The 19,601-nt window shown below is 57.7% G+C and carries 22 protein-coding genes; 18 read left to right on the forward strand and 4 right to left on the reverse strand.

Annotated features, from left to right (window positions below):
* Positions 1-328: 328 nt before the first annotated feature.
* A complete protein-coding gene (locus NLM25_RS07900) occupies positions 329-1,162 on the forward strand; it encodes an SDR family NAD(P)-dependent oxidoreductase (RefSeq protein WP_375166933.1) in 834 nt (277 codons plus the stop codon).
* Between the two features lie 494 nt (positions 1,163-1,656).
* A complete protein-coding gene (locus NLM25_RS07905) occupies positions 1,657-1,851 on the forward strand; it encodes a 4Fe-4S binding protein (RefSeq protein ID WP_254116361.1) in 195 nt (64 codons plus the stop codon).
* A gap of 671 nt (positions 1,852-2,522) precedes the next feature.
* Here NLM25_RS07905 and NLM25_RS07910 read toward each other — a convergent pair.
* Positions 2,523-2,957 (reverse strand): response regulator, encoded by a 435-nt coding sequence (locus tag NLM25_RS07910; protein WP_254136598.1) that lies wholly within the window; start codon positions 2,955-2,957, stop codon positions 2,523-2,525.
* Between the two features lie 383 nt (positions 2,958-3,340).
* Here NLM25_RS07910 and nifH point away from each other — a divergent pair, with 383 nt between their 5' ends.
* The 9 genes from nifH to fdxB all read left to right on the forward strand — a co-directional run bounded on the left by nifH (position 3,341) and on the right by fdxB (position 12,015).
* Complete coding sequence (nifH, locus tag NLM25_RS07915; protein WP_254116363.1) at positions 3,341-4,231, forward strand: nitrogenase iron protein; 891 nt, start codon at positions 3,341-3,343, stop codon at positions 4,229-4,231.
* A gap of 75 nt (positions 4,232-4,306) precedes the next feature.
* Positions 4,307-5,809, forward strand: a complete 1,503-nt coding sequence (gene nifD / locus NLM25_RS07920) for a nitrogenase molybdenum-iron protein alpha chain (protein ID WP_254136599.1) — start codon at positions 4,307-4,309, stop codon at positions 5,807-5,809.
* A 47-nt stretch (positions 5,810-5,856) separates the two neighbouring features.
* Positions 5,857-7,416 (forward strand): nitrogenase molybdenum-iron protein subunit beta, encoded by a 1,560-nt coding sequence (gene nifK / locus NLM25_RS07925; protein ID WP_254136600.1) that lies wholly within the window; start codon positions 5,857-5,859, stop codon positions 7,414-7,416.
* A 121-nt stretch (positions 7,417-7,537) separates the two neighbouring features.
* The gene (gene nifE / locus NLM25_RS07930; RefSeq protein ID WP_254124170.1) at positions 7,538-9,199 is read left to right on the forward strand and encodes a nitrogenase iron-molybdenum cofactor biosynthesis protein NifE; all 1,662 of its coding nucleotides are present in this window, start codon (positions 7,538-7,540) and stop codon (positions 9,197-9,199) included.
* A gap of 24 nt (positions 9,200-9,223) precedes the next feature.
* Complete coding sequence (nifN, locus tag NLM25_RS07935) at positions 9,224-10,570, forward strand: nitrogenase iron-molybdenum cofactor biosynthesis protein NifN (RefSeq protein ID WP_254136601.1); 1,347 nt, start codon at positions 9,224-9,226, stop codon at positions 10,568-10,570.
* A gap of 56 nt (positions 10,571-10,626) precedes the next feature.
* Positions 10,627-11,022: a nitrogen fixation protein NifX gene (nifX, locus tag NLM25_RS07940; RefSeq protein WP_254116367.1), complete on the forward strand. Its 396-nt coding sequence runs from the start codon at positions 10,627-10,629 to the stop codon at positions 11,020-11,022.
* An 11-nt stretch (positions 11,023-11,033) separates the two neighbouring features.
* The gene (locus NLM25_RS07945) at positions 11,034-11,504 is read left to right on the forward strand and encodes a NifX-associated nitrogen fixation protein (RefSeq protein WP_254116368.1); all 471 of its coding nucleotides are present in this window, start codon (positions 11,034-11,036) and stop codon (positions 11,502-11,504) included.
* 8 nt (positions 11,505-11,512) lie between these two features.
* Entirely contained in the window at positions 11,513-11,722 is a 210-nt protein-coding gene (locus NLM25_RS07950; protein WP_254116369.1) for a CCE_0567 family metalloprotein, read from the forward strand.
* Between the two features lie 2 nt (positions 11,723-11,724).
* Positions 11,725-12,015 (forward strand): ferredoxin III, nif-specific, encoded by a 291-nt coding sequence (gene fdxB / locus NLM25_RS07955; RefSeq protein WP_254136602.1) that lies wholly within the window; start codon positions 11,725-11,727, stop codon positions 12,013-12,015.
* Positions 12,016-12,181: 166 nt separating this feature from the next.
* Here fdxB and NLM25_RS43870 read toward each other — a convergent pair whose 3' ends face one another.
* From NLM25_RS43870 to NLM25_RS07965, 3 genes are all read right to left on the reverse strand, one after another.
* On the reverse strand, positions 12,182-12,304 hold the full coding sequence (locus NLM25_RS43870) for a hypothetical protein (RefSeq protein ID WP_256570671.1): 123 nt from the start codon (positions 12,302-12,304) through the stop codon (positions 12,182-12,184).
* Positions 12,305-13,054: 750 nt separating this feature from the next.
* Positions 13,055-13,369: a hypothetical protein gene (locus tag NLM25_RS07960; protein ID WP_254116371.1), complete on the reverse strand. Its 315-nt coding sequence runs from the start codon at positions 13,367-13,369 to the stop codon at positions 13,055-13,057.
* Positions 13,370-13,643: 274 nt separating this feature from the next.
* Complete coding sequence (locus tag NLM25_RS07965) at positions 13,644-14,234, reverse strand: hypothetical protein (RefSeq protein ID WP_254116372.1); 591 nt, start codon at positions 14,232-14,234, stop codon at positions 13,644-13,646.
* A gap of 317 nt (positions 14,235-14,551) precedes the next feature.
* Here NLM25_RS07965 and NLM25_RS07970 point away from each other — a divergent pair, with 317 nt between their 5' ends.
* From NLM25_RS07970 to NLM25_RS08000, 7 genes are all read left to right on the forward strand, one after another.
* A complete protein-coding gene (locus NLM25_RS07970; RefSeq protein ID WP_254116373.1) occupies positions 14,552-14,872 on the forward strand; it encodes an iron-sulfur cluster assembly accessory protein in 321 nt (106 codons plus the stop codon).
* Between the two features lie 41 nt (positions 14,873-14,913).
* On the forward strand, positions 14,914-15,222 hold the full coding sequence (locus NLM25_RS07975; protein ID WP_254116374.1) for a NifU family protein: 309 nt from the start codon (positions 14,914-14,916) through the stop codon (positions 15,220-15,222).
* Position 15,223: 1 nt separating this feature from the next.
* Complete coding sequence (gene nifS / locus NLM25_RS07980; RefSeq protein ID WP_254116375.1) at positions 15,224-16,369, forward strand: cysteine desulfurase NifS; 1,146 nt, start codon at positions 15,224-15,226, stop codon at positions 16,367-16,369.
* Positions 16,370-16,418: 49 nt separating this feature from the next.
* The gene (nifT, locus tag NLM25_RS07985; RefSeq protein WP_254136603.1) at positions 16,419-16,643 is read left to right on the forward strand and encodes a putative nitrogen fixation protein NifT; all 225 of its coding nucleotides are present in this window, start codon (positions 16,419-16,421) and stop codon (positions 16,641-16,643) included.
* Positions 16,640-17,506, forward strand: a complete 867-nt coding sequence (locus NLM25_RS07990; RefSeq protein ID WP_375167814.1) for an SIR2 family protein — start codon at positions 16,640-16,642, stop codon at positions 17,504-17,506. Before nifT ends, NLM25_RS07990 begins: the two co-directional genes overlap by 4 nt.
* A 224-nt stretch (positions 17,507-17,730) precedes the next feature.
* The gene (gene nifB, locus NLM25_RS07995) at positions 17,731-19,287 is read left to right on the forward strand and encodes a nitrogenase cofactor biosynthesis protein NifB (RefSeq protein ID WP_254136604.1); all 1,557 of its coding nucleotides are present in this window, start codon (positions 17,731-17,733) and stop codon (positions 19,285-19,287) included.
* 14 nt (positions 19,288-19,301) lie between these two features.
* Entirely contained in the window at positions 19,302-19,526 is a 225-nt protein-coding gene (locus NLM25_RS08000) for a 4Fe-4S binding protein (RefSeq protein ID WP_254116378.1), read from the forward strand.
* The last annotated feature ends 75 nt before the right edge of the window (positions 19,527-19,601 follow it).

Below are 19,601 nucleotides of genomic sequence, written 5' to 3' on the forward strand. Positions count from 1 at the left end.
ATCGCGAACCCAGTGCGTGAAAGCTTGCAACTGGGCGCAGCTGCGTTGTCTGGTTCGCGAGTGACGTCGCGGGGCCTCAAACAGAAAGCCGACTTTCAAACCAATGCTGCCGAGAATACATCGTCTTGTCAGCTCCGGTCGCTACGTGTGCCGATCTCGGCACCGCAGTTAGTTCTGAAAGGCCACAAGCTTTTGCAGAGAATCAACGAAGATGTCTTAAGCCGACATTCGGAAGAGAGGGGGCAATCCTGCAGTTGCCGCCCTCGGCCCGGATTTCGCAAAACGTCCTGCCGAAGATGTCGGATGTCCTAAAGGAGCTCGCTTGTCCATTCACGGATTAGATGGAGACGGTGCAGTTGAGTCGTCCTCTGCGCCAAATCATGCACTCTGTCCTTTTCACGATGTCAGCTCGCACACGAGGCGGGACGGAAGGAAGACACTCGTACTGACAGGCGCCTCGCGCGGCATTGGCCACGCTACGGGTAAGCTGTTCTCGGAAGCTGGTTGGCGAATTATCTCCTGTTCCCGACAGCCTTTCGATAGCCGTCGATGTCCCTGGGAATTAGGCGTCAGTAACCACGTGCAGGTTGACTTGAGCGACCATCGCGCGTTGCCGCGTGCGATTGTCGAGATTAAGAAGCGGCTCAACGGAGAGCCGCTTCACGCGCTGATCAACAATGCTGGCATTTCTCCAAAGGCGCCGGATGGTAGTCGGCTGAATTCGCAGACGACGTCCATCGGAACTTGGATGAGCGTCTTTCACGTCAATTTGCTCGCGCCGATTCTCCTTGCTCAAGGCTTGTTCGAAGAATTGAAAGCGGCATCCGGCTCGATTGTCAATGTCACCTCAATCGTTGGCACTCGGGTGCATCCATTTGCCGGCACTGCCTATGCGACATCCAAGGCCGCGCTCGCCTGCCTCACGCGGGAGATGGCTCATGACTACGCTCCGTTCGGAATTCGTGTCAATGCGATCGCGCCAGGCGAGATCAAGACCGACATCCTCTCGCCGGAAACCGAAGCGAAGCTGGCACCAATTATACCGCTTCATCGTGTTGGTACGCCGGACGAGGTCGCAAAGGTTATTTTCTTTCTCTGCTCAAATGCTGCGAGCTACGTCACCGGTGCGGAAGTGCCAATCAATGGCGGACAGCACGTGTGATATTGGCGGACAGATCAGTCGCAAACGAGATCCTTGGATCGTGCTGGTTTAGGCGGAAGATCTCTTGGCCTGCCGTGCAGCATCAATTCCAATGTTGTAAACTGGGAGAACAATCCGGCGAGGGCGACAAGAGACTGTCAGTAAGAAGACAGGCTGAGTATGACCTTCCACATGCCTCGCAACAAAGCGGAGTGGCGAAGTTGAGGAAATTGAGGCTCATTGCATGAGCCACGGTCCATGGCGAGAGCACGAGTGTGGCGTAACCGAACATGGGACGGCCGCACTCTCCTCGTGTTGGAGTCGTGGCCGAACGGCTACACGCCTTAGGCCAAATAGTTGTTATGGGACCGTCGCGGATGTGGCGTGCCATGGGCTCGCGACGATACGCCTCTCATAGATTGGTGCCAAATGGTCGATCTCTCGCATGTGGCACGAGGTTTGAAGGGCAGCTGTCGAAGTACAACGACATCGTTTACTCCTGGGAGTCTCAATTCATGGCTTACAAGATCGTCGCCTCGCAATGCTCGGCTTGCGGTGCATGTGAGTTCGAGTGTCCGAACGGCGCGATCAGTCTAAAGCGCGATACCTATGTGATAGATCCTAAAAAGTGCACAGAGTGCGAGGGGCACTGCGATACACCGCAGTGTGCGGTGGTCTGTCCAGTCGAAGACACATGTGTCCCGGCCTGAGGATTTCGAACGGATCATTCCGCCGCTGACAGGTCGGTGATTGTCGGTAATGCACGCGGAATCGTCGAGCAGCGTGTGCGCAGCTTGCGGACAGCCTTGAAATTGCGTTCAATGCCACGGGGCCGCCGGGCCAATAAACACCGAAGACGAAGGCAGTATCGCGCCGATACATTGGTTCGCATGCGCAGCAATGCACGCGCGGCCTGCAAATTCGTCGAAGTGAGAGCGTGAAGGATTTTGACCAATCGCATAGTGTGAGGTCTTGACAGAGGGTCTGTCGGACGGTTGAGGAATGTACCGCAGGAACGAGCTCGCCCGGTTGCATGTAATGGCGTAGATATGTTGCTACCGGCTGACCATGACCCGTCGCCCCGGGCGCACGTCGACTATTCCAACAGTCACGTCTCAGGACAGACTACACGGAGCCGAAAAGACCATCTCGTGATTTCGATAAGAGAAAGTCGGCTATCCGGAAGACGCGGGAGAAGCTGGGCGTTCCCTGTGCGAGCTCCACGACGCTGGTGATCGTCGGCGCGAAAAAGGCAGGGCGAACCGGCCCTTCGACCGAATGTCCGCAGGCAGAACCTTCAAGGAGAGGCGGAGTTTCATGCTGAGCGCAAGCATCCCCGAACTGGTGCAGGCGGCGCCATTCAAAGCCGAGTAAGAAGCGCCTAACCGAACGCGACACGAACGAGACGCGATGGCGCGCCGGGAAAGTCCGGTGCGCCCAAGACGACCCGGACGGCATCGCAGACAGAATCAAAGGAGATTGGATTACTGATGACTCCATGGGCGCCTTGTTTAAGCCCAGCCTGCGCGACAGGATCGCAAATCCGTTCCGCTACGAGCAAGATCTTGGTCGTCGCGAACACCGTGCTCAGTTCCGCCAGGACCTCCTCGCCTCGGTCGCGCAGGATGGCAATGCCGATCAGCACCACAGCGGGAGCTTTCATGGGCGAGGCCATTGCCTCATCCATGGAGGCAAAAGCATGTGTCCCATAGCGCTCGCGCAGGATATATTCGAGCGCGGAACGTACCACCTGCTCAGGTTCGATCAGGAAGACGGCCGGACGGGCTGTCCTCGCGTAGACCTCGGTATGCTGCATGATATCCTCGATATCATTGATTGATAGGCATCAAGCAAGCTCTGGGCCGTGATGTGATTAGCCGTTTGCGCAGGGAAAACTGCCGATTTCGCTAGCCGGGTAAAGCAAGGTTTGCCGTGTTTCGGACAGGCGAGTGCGACGCACACGTCTTGAGACTTGCCGATGTAGGACTTGCAACAAAGCCCATCTGCGCCTGTATCTATCTCCATTTACACCGCTTTTTCCTCGCGAGCAGGCACTGGCACGCTCGTTGCAAAAGTCATTGCTCAAGCGGCGCGGCTGTCGGCCTTTGTATCTCCATTAGCTGCAAAGGCGGCGAACCGCGCGATGGGATCACGACGAAGCGCATTATGCATATCGGCAATCGGTTGATGGAGAACAGCATGTCTTCACTGAGACAAATCGCGTTTTACGGCAAGGGCGGTATCGGCAAATCGACGACATCGCAGAACACGCTCGCAGCCCTTGCCGAGATGGGTCACAAGATCCTGATCGTCGGCTGCGATCCGAAGGCGGACTCGACCCGCTTGATCCTGCACGCCAAGGCGCAGGACACGATCTTGAGTCTCGCGGCAAGCGCCGGCAGCGTCGAGGACCTCGAGATCGAGGACGTCTTGAAGGTCGGTTACAAAGACATTCGCTGCGTCGAATCCGGTGGTCCGGAGCCGGGAGTGGGGTGCGCCGGCCGGGGCGTCATCACCTCGATCAATTTCTTGGAAGAGAACGGCGCCTATGAGGATATCGACTACGTGTCGTACGATGTGCTCGGCGACGTCGTCTGCGGCGGCTTTGCGATGCCGATACGCGAGAACAAGGCGCAAGAGATCTACATCGTCATGTCCGGCGAGATGATGGCGATGTACGCTGCCAACAACATCTCCAAGGGCATTCTGAAGTATGCCAATTCCGGCGGCGTGCGGCTCGGCGGCTTGATCTGTAACGAGCGGCAGACCGACAAGGAGCTGGAGCTGGCAGAAGCACTCGCCAAGAAGCTCGGCACCCAGCTGATCCACTTCGTGCCCCGTGACAACGTCGTCCAACACGCCGAGCTACGCCGCATGACGGTGCTGGAATATGCACCGGACTGCAAGCAGGCTGACCACTATCGCAATCTCGCGACCAAAATCCATAACAATGGCGGCAATGGCATCATCCCGACCCCGATCAGCATGGACGAGCTTGAGGACATGCTGATGGAGCACGGCATCATGAAGCAGATCGACGAAAGCCAGGTCGGCAAAACCGCTTCAGAGCTTGCTGCTCTCTCGGCTTGAGGTCGGACCTCACATTCGGCAGTTTCGACGAAGCGTCGGTCCGTAAAGCGCAGAGACAATCAGAAGGATACTCGTATGAGCCTGGCATCCACCCAGAGCGTTGCAGAGATCAAGGCCCGCAACAAGGAGTTGATCGACGAAGTTTTGGAAGTTTATCCGGAGAAGACGGCCAAGCGACGTGCCAAGCACCTCAACGTGCACGAGGCTGGCAAGCCCGACTGTGGTGTCAAATCGAATCTCAAATCGATCCCGGGCGTGATGACCATTCGAGGCTGCGCCTATGCCGGCTCGAAAGGAGTGGTGTGGGGTCCGATAAAGGACATGATCCATATCAGCCACGGTCCGGTCGGTTGCGGTCAGTATTCCTGGGGATCGCGGCGCAACTATTATGTTGGTACCACCGGCATCGATGCCTTCGGAACCATGCAGTTCACCTCCGACTTTCAGGAAAAGGACATCGTCTTCGGCGGCGACAAGAAGCTCGCCAAGGTCATCGATGAAATTGAGACCTTGTTTCCGCTCAACCGCGGAATCACTGTCCAATCGGAGTGCCCCATCGGTCTGATCGGCGATGACATAGAGGCAGTGTCGAGGGCCAAGTCGAAGGAGTATGATGGCAAGACAATCGTGCCGGTGCGCTGCGAAGGGTTCCGTGGCGTATCGCAGTCGCTTGGCCACCACATCGCCAACGACGCCGTACGCGACTGGGTATTTGACAAGATCACCTCAGAGGCGGAGCTTCGATTCGAACCAACACCCTATGACGTCGCCATCATCGGCGACTACAACATCGGCGGCGACGCATGGTCCTCTCGCATTCTCCTGGAGGAGATGGGTCTGCGGGTGATTGCGCAGTGGTCCGGCGACGGCAGCCTCGCCGAACTTGAGGCGACGCCAAAGGCCAAGCTTAACATCCTACACTGCTATCGTTCGATGAACTACATCTCTCGCCACATGGAGGAGAAGTTCGGCATTCCCTGGTGCGAGTACAACTTCTTCGGTCCATCAAAAATCGCGGAGTCACTGCGCAAGATCGCGAGCTTCTTCGACGACAAGATTAAGGACGGGGCCGAACGCGTCATCGTGAAATACAAGCCGCTAATGGATGCCGTCACCGCCAAGTACCGGCCGCGCCTAGAAGGCAAGTCCGTGATGCTCTTCGTTGGTGGCCTGCGCCCTCGGCACGTGATAGGCGCCTACGAAGACCTCGGTATGGAGGTCATCGGGACTGGCTACGAGTTCGGTCACAACGACGATTATCAGCGCACCGCCCGGCATTACGTCAAGGATGGTACACTGATTTATGACGATGTCACTGGCTACGAGTTCGAGCGCTTCGTCGAGAAGATGCAGCCCGACATCGTTGGCTCCGGCATTAAGGAGAAGTACGTGTTCCAGAAGATGGGCGTGCCGTTCCGGCAAATGCACTCCTGGGACTATTCGGGTCCTTATCATGGATACGATGGGTTCGCGATCTTCGCCCGCGACATGGACATGGCAATCAATTCCCCGATCTGGAAGAAGACCAGGGCGCCCTGGAAGGACACCCCGCGTCCAAGCCTGATGGCTGCGGAATAAATAAGCCGGACCAGTCGTTCGAACAGGAATTCAACAAGGACGCCACGATGCCACAGAACGCCGAAAACGTGCTCGATCATTTCGAGCTGTTCCGAGGTCCGGAATACCAGCAGATGCTGGCTAACAAGAGAGCGCTCTTCGAGAATGCGCATGATCCCGCGGAGATCGAGCGTATCCGCGAGTGGGCCAAGACACCCGAATATCGAGAAAAGAACTTCGCACGCGAGGAACTCACTATCAATCCGGCCAAGGCGTGCCAGCCATTAGGCGCCGTGTTTGCTTCGGTCGGCTTCGAGCGCACGTTGCCTTTTGTCCATGGCTCACAGGGCTGCGTAGCCTACTACCGAAGCCACCTGTCGCGGCACTTTAAGGAGCCGACCTCATGTGTGTCCTCGTCGATGACCGAAGACGCAGCCGTATTCGGCGGTCTCAATAATATGATCGACGGACTCGCCAACAGCTACAACATGTACAAACCGAAGATGATCGCGGTCTCGACTACCTGCATGGCGGAGGTGATCGGCGACGATCTCAACGCCTTCATCAAGACGTCGAAGGAGAAGGGGTCGGTGCCGGCCGAGTTCGACGTGCCCTTCGCTCACACGCCAGCCTTCGTCGGTAGCCATATCACTGGCTATGACAACGCCCTGAAAGGCATTATCGAGCATTTCTGGGACGGTAAGGCCCGGGCTGAGCCAAAACTGGAGCGCGAGCCGAACGAGAAGATCAACTTCATCGGCGGCTTCGACGGCTACACCGTAGGCAATATTCGCGAAGTAAAGCGCATCTTCGAATTGATGGGGATTGGGTACACGATCCTGGCGGATAACAGTGACGTGTTCGATACGCCAACGGACGGTGAATTCCGGATGTATGATGGCGGCACCACGCTGGAAGACACCGCGAATGCTATTCACGCCAAGGCGACCATCTCCATGCAGCAATATTGTACGGAGAGAACGCTGCCGTTCATCGCGAGCCATGGTCAGCAAGTCGTTGCGTTCAACCATCCGGTCGGCGTCAGCGCGACAGACGACTTCCTTATGACGCTGTCGCGGATAACCGGTAAGGCGATTCCGAAACTCCTCGAACGGGAACGCGGTCGTCTGGTCGACGCCATGGCGGATTCCAGCGCGCACATTCACGGTAAGAAGTTCGCGATCTATGGTGATCCCGACCTTTGCTATGGATTGGCGGCCTTTCTGCTCGAGCTCGGTTCCGAACCGACCCACGTCCTCTCAACCAATGGCAACAAGGGCTGGGAGGATAAGATGCAGGCGCTCTTCGCCAGTTCGCAATTCGGCAAAGACTGTCATGCCTATCCGGGTAAGGACCTCTGGCACATGCGTTCGCTGCTGTTCACCGAGCCGGTCGATTTTCTGATCGGTAACACCTACGGAAAGTACCTGGAACGCGACACGGGCACGCCGCTGATCCGCATCGGCTTTCCAGTGTTCGATCGGCACCATCATCACCGCTATCCGGTATGGGGTTATCAGGGTGGTATGAATGTGCTGGTGAAGATACTCGACAAGATCTTTGAAGAGATCGACAGGAACACCAACGTTGTGGGCAAAACCGATTACAGCTTCGACATAATTCGTTGAGGTGAGCGTGTCTATGCCTCATGCAGCTTGTCGCGGTCGTGAGGTGGGAATGCAGGGCATCAGCCCATCAGCCGGCCTGTCGACCCTGGCCGGACTAGAAGCGTCCGCGGAAGGAGAAATTGTGACTTCGCTATCGGCTACCATCCAAGACGTCTTCAACCAGGCGGACTGTGCCAAGAACACCAACAAATCGCAGGCTGTGCGCAAGAAAGGCTGTACCAAGCAGCTGCAGCCGGGCGGAGCCGCCGGAGGATGCGCATTTGATGGCGCTAAGATTGCGCTGCAGCCGTTTACTGATGTCGCTCATCTTGTTCATGGTCCGATCGCGTGCGAAGGCAACTCGTGGGATAATCGCGGCTCTGCCTCCTCAGGCTCCGATCTCTGGCGGCGGAGCTTCACGACTGATATGCAAGAGATTGATGTCCTATTCGGCGGCGAGAAGCGGCTGTACAAAGCCATAAAGGAAATCATCGCGAAGTACGACCCGGCGGCGATTTTTGTCTACCAGACCTGCGTTCCAGCCATGATCGGCGACGATATCAATGCGGTTTGCAAGGTGGCCGCGACGAAGCTCGGCAAGCCCGTGATTCCTGTCAATTCGCCGGGCTTTCTTGGTTCGAAGAATCTCGGCAACAAGCTCGCCGGCGAAGCGCTGCTGGGATGCGTGATCGGTACGCAGGAGCCAGATTTCGTCACGCCCTACGATATCAATCTTATCGGCGAATACAATTTGTCCGGCGAGCTTTGGCAGATCAAGCCGCTGCTGGACGAACTCGGCATTCGCATCCTGTCCTGCATATCCGGCGATGGGAAGTATCGTGAGGTGGCCAGCTCGCACCGGGCTCGCGCCGCAATGATGGTGTGCTCCAAATCCATGATCAATGTTGCGAGCAAGATGAGGGAGCGCTACGGGATCCCGTTCTTCGAGGGCTCATTCTACGGGATTCAGGACTCAAGCGAATCGCTGCGCAAGATCGCGCACATGTTGATCGAGCGCGGCGCAGCGACCGAGTTGATGGAACGAACTGAGGCCGCAGTCACTCGCGAGGAAACAAAGGCCAGAGCTGCGATCGAGTGTTTCAAGCCACGCCTAGCTGGCAAGAAGGTGCTGCTCGTCACCGGCGGCGTGAAATCGTGGTCTGTCGTTGCGGCTTTGCAGGAGGTCGGGCTCGAGATCGTCGGTACTTCCGTAAAAAAATCAACCAGGGAGGACAAGGAGCGCATCCAGAAAATGATGGGCCATGATGCACACATGATTGAGGAGCTGGCGCCGCGTGAAATGTACAAGATGCTCAAAGAAGCAAAAGCCGACATCATGCTCTCGGGCGGAAAGTCACAGTTTGTCGCCCTGAAGGCTACGACACCATGGCTGGATATCAATCAGGAGCGCTGCTACGCCTATATGGGGTATGTCGGCATCGTGAAGCTGATCGAAGAGATCGATAAGGCGCTGCACAACCCGGTATGGGATCAGCTCCGTAATCCTGCGCCGTGGATTGATGACGACCTCACTTGGCATGCCAAGGCGCTTGCGCAGATGGATGTCCGGTCCGCGGAAGTTGCTCCGAAGCCGCTCCGCGTCGAAAAGGCCAGCCCCGTCAAGAGACCCTGCTCCTGCGAGGCCGTGGGTCGCCGCGTCATCAAAGACGCCGGTGCCGCCCACCGCTTGACAATTGTCGATGGAGCCGCGCCGCGCACAGGGGCCAGCGTCTGCCGCGCGAGTAAGGAAACCATCCAGGACGTTACCGCCCATTGCGCGTCCATGCCGCAGGCGGCGGAGTAGGGGCGGCAAAGCTGAGTCCAAGCCATGGCTATCGTTACCAGTTCCAACAAGGCTTGTTCGATCAATCCGCTGAAGATGAGCCAGCCGATCGGTGGCTCCTTTGCCTTCCTGGGGCTTCGGGGTGCCATGCCACTCCTACACGGCTCTCAAGGCTGCACATCATTCGGCTTGACCCTGTTTGTCCGCCATTTCAAGGAGGCGGTGCCGCTGCAAACTACCGCAATGAGCGAGGTTGCGACCGTGCTCGGTGGATACGAGAATGTCGAGCAGGCTATTCTCAACATCTACAACCGCACCAACCCCGAAATTATTGGCATCAATTCGACCGGTGTCACCGAGACCAAGGGCGACGACGTCGAAGCCTTCATTCGCCTCATTCGGCAGAAGCATCCGCAGCTTGAAAAACTTCCGCTCGTCTACGTATCGACGCCGGATTTCAAGGAGGCGTTTCAGGATGGTTGGGAAAAGACCGTGGCGCGAATGGTTGAGGTGCTTGTCGAACCTGTCGACGCGGCCGCACCGCGCGATCCCTCGCGCATTAATGTCCTGCCTGGCTGCCATCTCACCCCCGGCGACCTTGACGAGCTACGGGCGATTGTTGAGGACTTCGGGCTAAGGCCGTCATTCCTCCCAGACATCGCCGGTTCGCTCGACGGTCACATCCCCGACGAGTTCACGTCGACCACGATCGGTGGGATCGGGGTCGACGAGATCGCGACCATGGGGCAGGCGGCTTGGACCATCGCAATCGGAGCCCAGATGAGGTGCGCAGCCGAGGCGATGCAGGCGAAGACGGGCGTGCCGTTCCGGCTGTTCGAGCGTGTCTGTGGCCTCGTCCCCAACGATGTATTCATCGCTTTTGTGAGCGAAATCAGCGGCAGGCCCGTGCCCGCGAAATATCGCCGGCAGCGTGGCCAACTCGCGGACGCCATGCTGGATGCGCATTTCCATATCGGCGGTCGAAAGCTCGCCATCGGGGCGGAGCCCGACCTCTTATTCGACGTCTCCAGCATGCTCTACGAGATGGGCGTGCAGGTGACGGCCGCGGTGACGACAACAGCGTCTTCTGTGCTCGAACGCGTGGCGATCGGAGAAGTCGTCATCGGCGATCTGGAAGATCTGGAGGACCTTGCCAAGGCGCGGGACTGCGATCTCTTGATCTCCCATTCGCACGGTCGCCAGGCGGCGGCGCGGTTGAACATTCCGTTCTTCCGAGCCGGCTTTCCGATGTTCGATCGCCTTGGCGCAGCTTACCAGATGACGGTCGGCTATCGCGGCACGCGCGAGCTGATCTTTGCACTCGCCAATCTCATCGTTGCCGATCGCGAGGACAACCGCCAGCCGACGCCGGACACCTGGCGCACCACTTAGAACGGCCCGCATGTCGTTCTGCCGCGGCTGGATTGACGGAAGAGAGGAATACGCCGATGAAAGTCGCATTCGCCACCCAGGATCTGAAGCACGTCGATGCCCATTTTGGTTGGGCCAAAAACATCGCCATCTATGATGTCAGACCCGAGGGCCACCGCTTGGTCGAGGTTATTCAGTTCGATGGTGAACTCAACGAAGATGGCAATGAGGACAAGCTGGCGCCGAAGGTCAAAGCCATCAAAGACTGCGCCATCCTCTACGTTGCTGCTATCGGCGGCTCCGGCGCCGCTCGCGTCGTCGCAAGTAATATCCATCCGATCAAGGTGAGCCAGCCTGAAGCGATCGACGATCTTTGCATCAAGCTTGAAGGTGTATTGAAAGGCTCGCCGCCACCTTGGTTGCGCAAAGTGCTCGCTACGGAAGGGGATCGCTCGTTTGATTTCGAGGACTGAGGAAGATAATCATGACTGAAGCGGCTGAATTGATCCAACCCGGCTCTGAGGCGGAGGCGCCCTTTGTGAAGGAGCTCGTCAAGATCTGGCGCGCCCAGGACGGGCATGGCGCTTGGGAAGGCAAGAAGGATCTCGAGCTGCTTGAGCCCTATGTTCTCGACCGGGAGAAGCGCCGTGCCTTACCCATCGTCGGCGATCCCGATCCGGACACGATCTGGCGGCTGGAATTGTTCTTCAACGCCGTTGCAGTGTCTATTGAGAAGGGTACCGGCGTCATGATCTCGCCGATGCTGAAAATGCACCATGAGGGCTTTGGCCGCATAGTGTTAATCGGTGGACGGCTCATTGTCGTAAACAAGCAACTGCGCGATGTGCATCGTTTCGGCTTTGACACTCTCTCAAAGCTGATCAAGGACGGTGACACATATGTCGACAGCGGAATCGAGATGATCCGCAGTTTTCCGGAAGTCGCGAATTACTGAGGTGACGAATGAGCGATCTTGAGGCACTGAAGGCCGAGATCAAGAAGCTGTCGGCCAAAGCCACTCAGGCAAAGATGGATCTCCACGACTTCGCCGAGGAATTGCCGGTCAACTGGACCTCGATCCTAAGTGTTGCCCAAAAGGTCCACGACGCCTTCGACGAGCTCGAGCGTAAGCGCGAGGATCTTAAGGCGCGGGAAAAAGCATACGGATCGTGACCATGTCATTTGCAACGCGCGACGGCCGCGTCTGGAATCCGAAGTATCTGGTTTCCATCGATCCAAAGAAGTGCATCGGCTGCGGCCGGTGTTACAAGGTGTGTGGCCGCGAGGTCATGATGCTGAAGGGCATGAACGAGAACGGCGAGATGATTGATCTCGAAGACGATGATGACGAGGTCGAGAAGAAGGTCATGGTGCTAAACGATAACGGAGCGTGCATCGGCTGCGGCGCCTGCGCCCGGGTGTGTCCGACCAACTGCCAGACCCACACTTCAGCTGCTTCAGGCTAACCATCGCGAACAGAGAAGCGGTAAAGACCCTTGGATCTTCTGCAGCGGAGCAACCTGTTGACACCGGAGACACGGTCGCCTGATGCTGCTATGCGCGGCGCCGAACCCCGCTCCATCGCCGTCTTAACCTTCATGTAGCTTGCGGCGGGCGCGCTCGGCGCGCGCGTCAGCCCGCTATGTCGACGATCTGCTCGCGGGACGTATTCCGAGACCGCTGCGGCAGGCTCTGACCGACGCGCAGCGGTGCGCCCTTTCCGAAGCTGCGGACAAGCTCGATGAACTGCGCCACGAGAGCCTCAAAGACTGATCAGTCTTCAATTTCGGTCTCCGTACACGCCGGGTCGGCATACAAAAAAGTTAGATTGCAGAAACCTTCCAACGGTGGCTCGTTGCATCTACGATCCGCTGCGATGGCTTGCCGATATGCGGCGCCGGCCGAGCCACCGTCGCGGAATCCGCGTTTGAGAGAACCGTGGACGCACGGGGCCGACGGATCTCTCCTTATGGCGGACTATCACCGGGCCGCATCACGGCTGAAGGGCGCGCTGATAGATCCGAGGGCCTGATGACGTTTCGCAAGGCGCTGCCTCTGGCGATCGATTTTCCAACTGGCGAGTGTTGGTGGAGTGCGCGAAAGTTCGCAGGCCATGCGACTGGCGGCACGAAATGGCGCCGAAAATCTGGCGCCCACCGATGGAATCGTCCAGTACCTGGCGTAACTGTTTCAATCTGGCGACTATACGGCGCTTCTACGCGTCGCGGCATGAGCTGCACCGCTCATGCTGGTGTGGTTGCGGCTTCGCAAGAAGCTGCATGAGTGCGGCCATCGGTGCGCCAGGAGTGCGGCACATTCCTGCTTGAGCGTCGGGAGATGGCGCTCTAGACGCGGGTACTTGATCTTGGCGCTTCTCACCGTCTTCCCCGCGCCTATCTGTGAAAATTCCCGATGACGCGGGGGATTCTGCACTTGGAGCGCTTGAAGCCAGCTCCACGCATATATGACGCTGCGAGTTGCAGACAAAAGTCAACACTACTCCTGCTACTCGATCCCCTCTTCACGTGCCTTCATCATCGCAGCAATGCGAAACCGCTCGTGGATGGCGACGGGATTGGCGAGCATATCAGCCTCGGTTTCCTTGAAGGCGGCAAGAACGATCTCTGCTTCCTCGCGCGTCAACGGGACGCGGCCGGCCGTGTGGGTCGCGTTAGGTACTGCGGACAGGATCGCTCGGCGGTAAGGATGATCCTTGACTTCCATGAGCTCATTAGCTTCGAGCTTGCCCCCGAGCAGGATTGCCAGCCCTAGTACCTCGAGCTTGCGGCCGTCCTGGGTGGTCTTGACAAGCGTTGCCATTTCTATTCTGCCTCCTGTGTAGCAACCCACATATTGCCCGGTCTTCCAAGTGCGACGCTTTGCCAAATCACGCGATCATCCGCCTCGAAGAGAGGTGTCCGTTCCGCGAACATCGACCACGTAGAAAGTTGCTCGGGGTCGTAGCACAATGGCGGATGGGTCTGCTGATGCTTTCGCAATTGTCTTCTTTAGATTGTCTGCCCCGCGGACAAGTCCCTCACCACCCCGCCAACGGCCTAGGAGGATGGAAGAAGCGATGCGATCGGGCGCGAAGTTAGACGGGACGATTCTCGTTGCGGTTCCTTACTGGCTGCATCTTGGCGAGCCCCTCCTCGTAGGAGAGTTCGGCATAAGAGGCATCGACGCTCTTGGCGGCATCGAGCAGATGATCGAGCTTGCCGGCAGTATCGAGTTTCTTGATGTCGTTCTTATCGACGCCCGTGAGATCCATCATCTCCTTCCACACCGTCGACTCGTCACATGGCAGCACGTGGAATGTGATGTCGCCGAACTTGATGCGATATTTCGCCAGCAGATCGATGTTGTTGCAGAAAATGAAATAGGTGCCCTTCGGGCTTAAATCGCCGTCCAGTACTTTTACGACATCGGCAAGATATTCAAAAGAATGCAAGTAGCCAGCCAGTACCGGGATCGTGGTCTGCCCTTCGTCTGCGACCGTCAATACCTGTTCGATCGAATAGTCGGGCGGACGCTTCTCGTCTGCGAGCTGAGCTTGGAACCTTAGCGCAATGTCGCCGCGGAAGCCGAAGCGGCCAGGCTTCGTTGTGTCACCCTTCAGCACCGCATTTAGCAACCGACCTTCCTTATTGAGTCGGCAAAAAACGGTGTTGTCGATCGACGTCATGAAATCCTCCTCGTTTGATGTGGCGGGGCAAATGTCGCACGTAGTCTCGCGTGCCCTATGCAAATTATTTGCCGTCCTCACATATGCGGAAAAGGTCAGAGAAGTGCCGTCTTCGATGTGGGCAGACATGCGTAGTTGGCGGCGCGGTGATGTCGCGCCAGACTTTCCAAAAATTTAAAGCCTTGTGTCGCAATCCCGACACGCCTTACAAGGCAGTCACGCGACATTTAGCAGAAACCCAGCATTGTCAGCGGTGTAATCGCTGGCATGGGACTTGCCCAACTCATCCCGAACTGGCGCGGTAGTGAGGGATAACAATGATCGAACTGACGAAGAGTGCGGAGAACGCGTTGAAGAGCGCGATCTCTACGGCGGCGAAGCCCATGACGGGCTTGCGGATAATGGTCGAAGCTGGCGGATGTTCCGGATTCAAATACACGATGGGACTTGCCGACGAGCCAAAGCCCGATGAGACCGTGATTGAGCGAGGCGGCATCAAGCTGTTTGTCGACAACAACAGTCAGGAGCATCTTGCCGGAACGACGATCGACTTTGTGGTGGCGCTGGAAGGCTCCGGTTTCACGTTCAGCAATCCCAACGCAAAGTCGAGCTGCTCATGCGGCAAGTCCTTTAGCTAGTGCCACGTTCGGACCAAGTTAGCACAGAAAGACCTCGAACAATGCTTGTCGAGACCGCACAAATGGGCCGGCCGGAGGTCGCAAGACCTGCCGAATTCGAGCAGATCGTACGCGCTGTGCTCGATGAAGTCCGGCCAAATCCGCAGCATGACGGCGGATGTTGTGAGTTTGTCGGAATCGATGGCAACAAGATCATGGTCACGCTCACGGGCGCCTGCGTTTTCTGCCAACTTGCGAGTGCTACTCTGGAAGGCATCCAGGCACGCCTCGTTGAACGGCTTGGCAAGTTCGTTCGTCTGGTCCCTCCCTGTCGCGGGACACATCAACGCCAAACACTAACGAAGGCGTAAGGTGCAAGCGATCTACCTTGACAATAACGCAACGACTCGAACGGATCCGTCCGTTGTCTCGGCGATGCTGCCGTTTTTCTCCGAACGATTCGGCAACGCCTCGTCGGCGCATGCTGTAGGCAGCGAAGTCGCTGAAAGCATAAGACAGGCTCGCAGGAGCGTGCAGGCGCTGATCGGTGCAGCCTTTGATCACGAGGTCGTATTTACCTCGGGCGGTACCGAATCGGATAATACGGCGATTCTCTCAGCACTTGCCGTGCAGGAGCGACGCGACGAACTCGTCACCACGACTGTCGAACATCCGGCGGTGCTATCGCTCGCAGACGAACTTGGCCGTCGCGGCAACAAATGTCATCTCGTTCCCGTCGACTGCTCTGGCCGAATCGATATCGATGCTTATCGCCGTGCGCTGTCCCCGCGCACGGCAGTCGTCTCCATCATGTGGGCCAATAATGAGACCGGAACGATTTTCCCCGTGGAGGTCCTCGCCACAATGGCGCGGTCCATTGGCGCGCTCTTTCACACTGATGCGGTGCAGGCTGTGGGGCGAATGCCTATCGACGTGAAGACCACCGATATCGACATGCTGTCGCTTTCCGGCCATAAGCTGCATGGTCCAAAAGGGATTGGCGCGCTCTATGTGCGCAAGGACACTAAGTTCAGGCGGCTGATATTCGGCGGGCCGCAAGAGCGCCGCCGACGTTCCGGCACCGAGAACGTACCCGGTATCATCGGGTTGGGGAAGGCTGCAGAGCTTGCGGCCGTGGAACTCGGTGGGGACGGGCTGAAAATGGCCGCGTTGCGCGACCGGCTGGAGCAGGGCGTTCTTGAGTTTGGCAATTGCGTGGTGCTCGGCGACGACGAGTGTCGCCTGCCAAACACGTCGAATATCGCCTTCGGGCACCTCGAAGGGGAAGCTATTGTCCATCATTTGAATCGCGCCGGCGTTGCCGCCTCCATCGGATCAGCCTGCGCGTCAGGTTCCATGGAGCCGTCGCATGTGCTTCGAGCGATGAACGTACCCTCGAATTTGCTGCGCGGCGCGATCCGCTTCTCGTTGTCTCGCGAGACCACCTGCGAGGAGATCGATCATGTCCTTGTTATGCTGCGAAACATCATCACTAAACTGGATAGGGGCGTCACCTGAAAGGCCACAGCGTGCCGGATCCATCTCTCGATGCAATGAGGTCTTTCCGATGAAAATTATCATACGTCGTTCACCTGAAGCTGGCCTCTCGATTTACGTCCCCAAAAAGGATCTCGAAGAATCGATCGTTGAATCCGAGCATGAGGCACTGTGGGGCGGCTGGATCAGAATCGCCAATGGCTGGGTGCTCGACCTGCCGCGGATGGCGAGCGACACCACTTTGCCGATTACGATCAACGCCAGGAGGCGTGACGGCGACAGAGAAGAGACGTGACCGTGCCGGCTCCGCAGATCGAGTTCGTCGATGGGCCGGCGGCCGAAGCCATGCTCCGCCAAGTTGCGCAGGAGCTTCGTAGTGGCAATGTTGTTCCTTATCTCGGGCCAGGCTTGGTGGAATTGTCGAACGCGCCCGTGCCGACACATCCGGACGACTTGGCGGCATTCTTCGGCACCAAGGTAACGTTGCCAAAGCGCGCGAGAGGAAATGCCTGGGCCTGCGCACAACACATCGAAACCACGAAGCATCGCAGCATCGTGACAGCGATGATGACGGATGCCTTTAGCGCAGCGTTCGCGCCGACGGAATTACAGCGGCATCTTGCGACGCTGCCGCTGCCGCTGATCGTCGATAGCTGGTATGATGGTGCGATGCGCCAAGCGCTTGCCGGACGTAGCAATTGGGGCGAGATCCAAGGAATTCCGCGCGCCGGTCTCAGTGACGAACGCTGGTACCGCTTCTACGATGCCGCAGGCGCCGAAGTCGATTGCTCTCTGGCAAGAAGTTGGACAACGGTTCTCTACAAGCCGCACGGCAGCGTCACCCCGGCGAAGAATTTCCTGGTCTCCGATGCCGACTATGTTGAGGTGCTGACTGAAATCGACATACAGACGCCGATTCCCGACGAGGTGAAGGCTCGCCGCACCGGCCGCAGACTCCTGTTTCTGGGCTGCCGCTTCAACGACCAGCTCCTGCGCACCTATGCGCGACAGGTCTCAAAGCGCTCGTCCGACGTCCACTATGCCGTGGTCGGGCCCGACACGCTCTCCAAGAATGAGCTCCGCTTCCTGGTTGACCAAGGCCTGACGCCACTCGCAGTTCCGCTTACACGTGTCCTTGAGATCGTTCTGGCGGATTAACAGACGCCTCTCGCGTTGTCATTTAACCGCCAGTTCGTCAGGGCATCCTCTGCTGCGTGCTATTTCTATCATTGCGCATGTCAGCTTTCCAACACGGAGGAACATTGGATGCTTTGCTAACTCATTGGACAAGACGATGAAAGTCGTGAGCCGGAGCCATGGCACGCCGGTTGCTAAGATGCGGATACCGGAAACTTCTCAGGCCTGAAGGGAGAACTGGGCAAATGGGGGCTCTAACGCATCGGAAATCATCAAGCGACGCAGTTGAGAACGGCGAGATCAGGCTGTCGATTGCCGAGCACAAGGGCTGCGGTGCGACGGGCCGCAGCGGGAGAGCTAGATGCGGCTCGCCGGCAGGCCCCAGTGATCTGCCAGCTGAGACGTGGGAGAAGGTGAAGAACCATCCCTGCTATAGCGAGGAAGCGCATCATCACTATGCGCGCATGCATGTCGCGGTCGCGCCGGCCTGCAACATCCAGTGCAACTACTGCAACCGCAAATATGATTGCGCCAATGAATCGCGCCCGGGCGTGGTCAGCGAGAGGCTCACGCCCGAGCAGGCCGCCAGGAAAGTGATGGCGGTCGCCTCTACCATCCCGCGGATGACCGTGCTTGGCATCGCCGGTCCTGGCGATCCACTCGCCAACCCGGAAAAGACCTTCAAGACGTTCGAACTCGTCCATAAGGTTGCGCCCGATCTGAAGCTGTGCTTGTCAACCAACGGTCTTGCGCTACCCGATCACATCGAAAACATCGCCAAATTCAACGTTGACCATGTCACGATTACGATCAATATGATCAACCCCGAAATCGGCGCAAAGATCTATCCCTGGATCTTCTACAAACACAAACGCTACACCGGCATCGAAGCTGCAAAGTTTCTTACTGATCGTCAGCTCCAGGGCCTGGAGATGCTCACTGGGCGCGGCATTCTCTGTAAGATCAACTCCGTCATGATCCCTGGGATCAACGACCGACACCTCATCGAGGTCAATAAGAGCGTAACGCGGCGCGGCGCCTTCCTGCACAATATCATGCCACTGATATCCTCGCCCGAGCACGGAACCGTGTTCGGCCTGAACGGGCAGCGTGGCCCGACGGCGCGGGAATTGAAGGCGCTGCAGGATAACTGCGAGGGAGATCTGCACATGATGAGGCACTGCCGCCAGTGCCGCGCCGACGCGGTCGGTCTGCTCGGGGAGGACCGTCGTGCCGAATTCAGCATGGAGAGGATCGAGCGGATGGATGTCAAGTACGATGTTGAAAGCCGCAAGGCTTATCAAGCTAAAGTAGAGGAAGAGCGCGCCGCCAAGGCAGCCGCTGAGTGCGCGGAGCTTGCGGAACGCGCAGATAACTTCGGCGGCATTAAGGTGCTGGTGGCGGTCGCGACAAAGAGCTCGAGCCTCATCAACGAGCACTTTGGTCACGTCAGGGAATTCCAAGTCTATGAGCTCTCCTCCGGTGGCGTCAAGTTCATCGGCCATCGCCGCGTCGATCTGTACTGCCAGGGTGGCTATGCGGACGAAGGAAGCCTCGCGACTATTATCCATGCTATCAGCGATTGCCACGCGGTGTTCATTGCCAAAGTCGGCGGCTGTCCGAGGGACGAGTTGATCAAGGCCGGCGTCGAGCCGGTCGATCAATACGCTCATGAGCCTATCGATAAGTCGGCGATCGCCTGGTTCAAGGCCTATCTAGACAGGGTCGACAGTGGCGCGATCAAACATATCGAGCGTGGGGATGCGGCGATCCATCGGGGCACGTTGAATTCCGCGGCATGAGATTGGATCAAACGATGCCGTTCAAAATTATCGCCTCTCAGTGCACGAGCTGCTCGGCCTGCGAGCCACAATGCCCGAGTGTCGCGATCGCGGAGAAGAACGGAGCCTTCGTGATCGATCCCAAGAAATGCTGCGAATGCATCGGCTATTTTGACGAGCCCCAATGCGTGGCAGTCTGCCCAGTCGACAACACCTGTGTCGTCGACACCTCGCTACCACGCTACCAGGCGCCCGCTTGAGGGGACGACAGGACATGAACTTTGGGAATTTATTAGCGATCCGCATGAAGCTTCAAGCTGGCGCACGCGCCGGCT

This window comes from Bradyrhizobium sp. CCGB01 (genome assembly GCF_024199795.1).
In the GTDB taxonomy this organism is placed as follows: Bacteria; Pseudomonadota; Alphaproteobacteria; order Rhizobiales; family Xanthobacteraceae; genus Bradyrhizobium.

Bases quoted from the DNA above. Each gene is read 5' to 3' on its own strand.
- NLM25_RS07950 (WP_254116369.1), top strand. From the start codon at position 11,513: ATGAGCGATCTTGAGGCACTGAAGGCCGAGATCAAGAAGCTGTCGGCC.
- NLM25_RS08000 (WP_254116378.1), top strand. From the start codon at position 19,302: ATGCCGTTCAAAATTATCGCCTCTCAGTGCACGAGCTGCTCGGCCTGC.
- nifK (WP_254136600.1), top strand. From the start codon at position 5,857: ATGCCACAGAACGCCGAAAACGTGCTCGATCATTTCGAGCTGTTCCGA.
- nifX (WP_254116367.1), top strand. From the start codon at position 10,627: ATGAAAGTCGCATTCGCCACCCAGGATCTGAAGCACGTCGATGCCCAT.
- NLM25_RS07965 (WP_254116372.1), bottom strand. From the start codon at position 14,234: ATGACGTCGATCGACAACACCGTTTTTTGCCGACTCAATAAGGAAGGT.
- nifN (WP_254136601.1), top strand. From the start codon at position 9,224: ATGGCTATCGTTACCAGTTCCAACAAGGCTTGTTCGATCAATCCGCTG.
- nifD (WP_254136599.1), top strand. From the start codon at position 4,307: ATGAGCCTGGCATCCACCCAGAGCGTTGCAGAGATCAAGGCCCGCAAC.
- NLM25_RS07905 (WP_254116361.1), top strand. From the start codon at position 1,657: ATGGCTTACAAGATCGTCGCCTCGCAATGCTCGGCTTGCGGTGCATGT.
- NLM25_RS07945 (WP_254116368.1), top strand. From the start codon at position 11,034: ATGACTGAAGCGGCTGAATTGATCCAACCCGGCTCTGAGGCGGAGGCG.
- fdxB (WP_254136602.1), top strand. From the start codon at position 11,725: ATGTCATTTGCAACGCGCGACGGCCGCGTCTGGAATCCGAAGTATCTG.
- NLM25_RS07960 (WP_254116371.1), bottom strand. From the start codon at position 13,369: ATGGCAACGCTTGTCAAGACCACCCAGGACGGCCGCAAGCTCGAGGTA.
- nifH (WP_254116363.1), top strand. From the start codon at position 3,341: ATGTCTTCACTGAGACAAATCGCGTTTTACGGCAAGGGCGGTATCGGC.
- nifT (WP_254136603.1), top strand. From the start codon at position 16,419: ATGAAAATTATCATACGTCGTTCACCTGAAGCTGGCCTCTCGATTTAC.
- NLM25_RS07970 (WP_254116373.1), top strand. From the start codon at position 14,552: ATGATCGAACTGACGAAGAGTGCGGAGAACGCGTTGAAGAGCGCGATC.
- nifB (WP_254136604.1), top strand. From the start codon at position 17,731: ATGGGGGCTCTAACGCATCGGAAATCATCAAGCGACGCAGTTGAGAAC.
- NLM25_RS07975 (WP_254116374.1), top strand. From the start codon at position 14,914: ATGCTTGTCGAGACCGCACAAATGGGCCGGCCGGAGGTCGCAAGACCT.
- NLM25_RS07910 (WP_254136598.1), bottom strand. From the start codon at position 2,957: ATGCAGCATACCGAGGTCTACGCGAGGACAGCCCGTCCGGCCGTCTTC.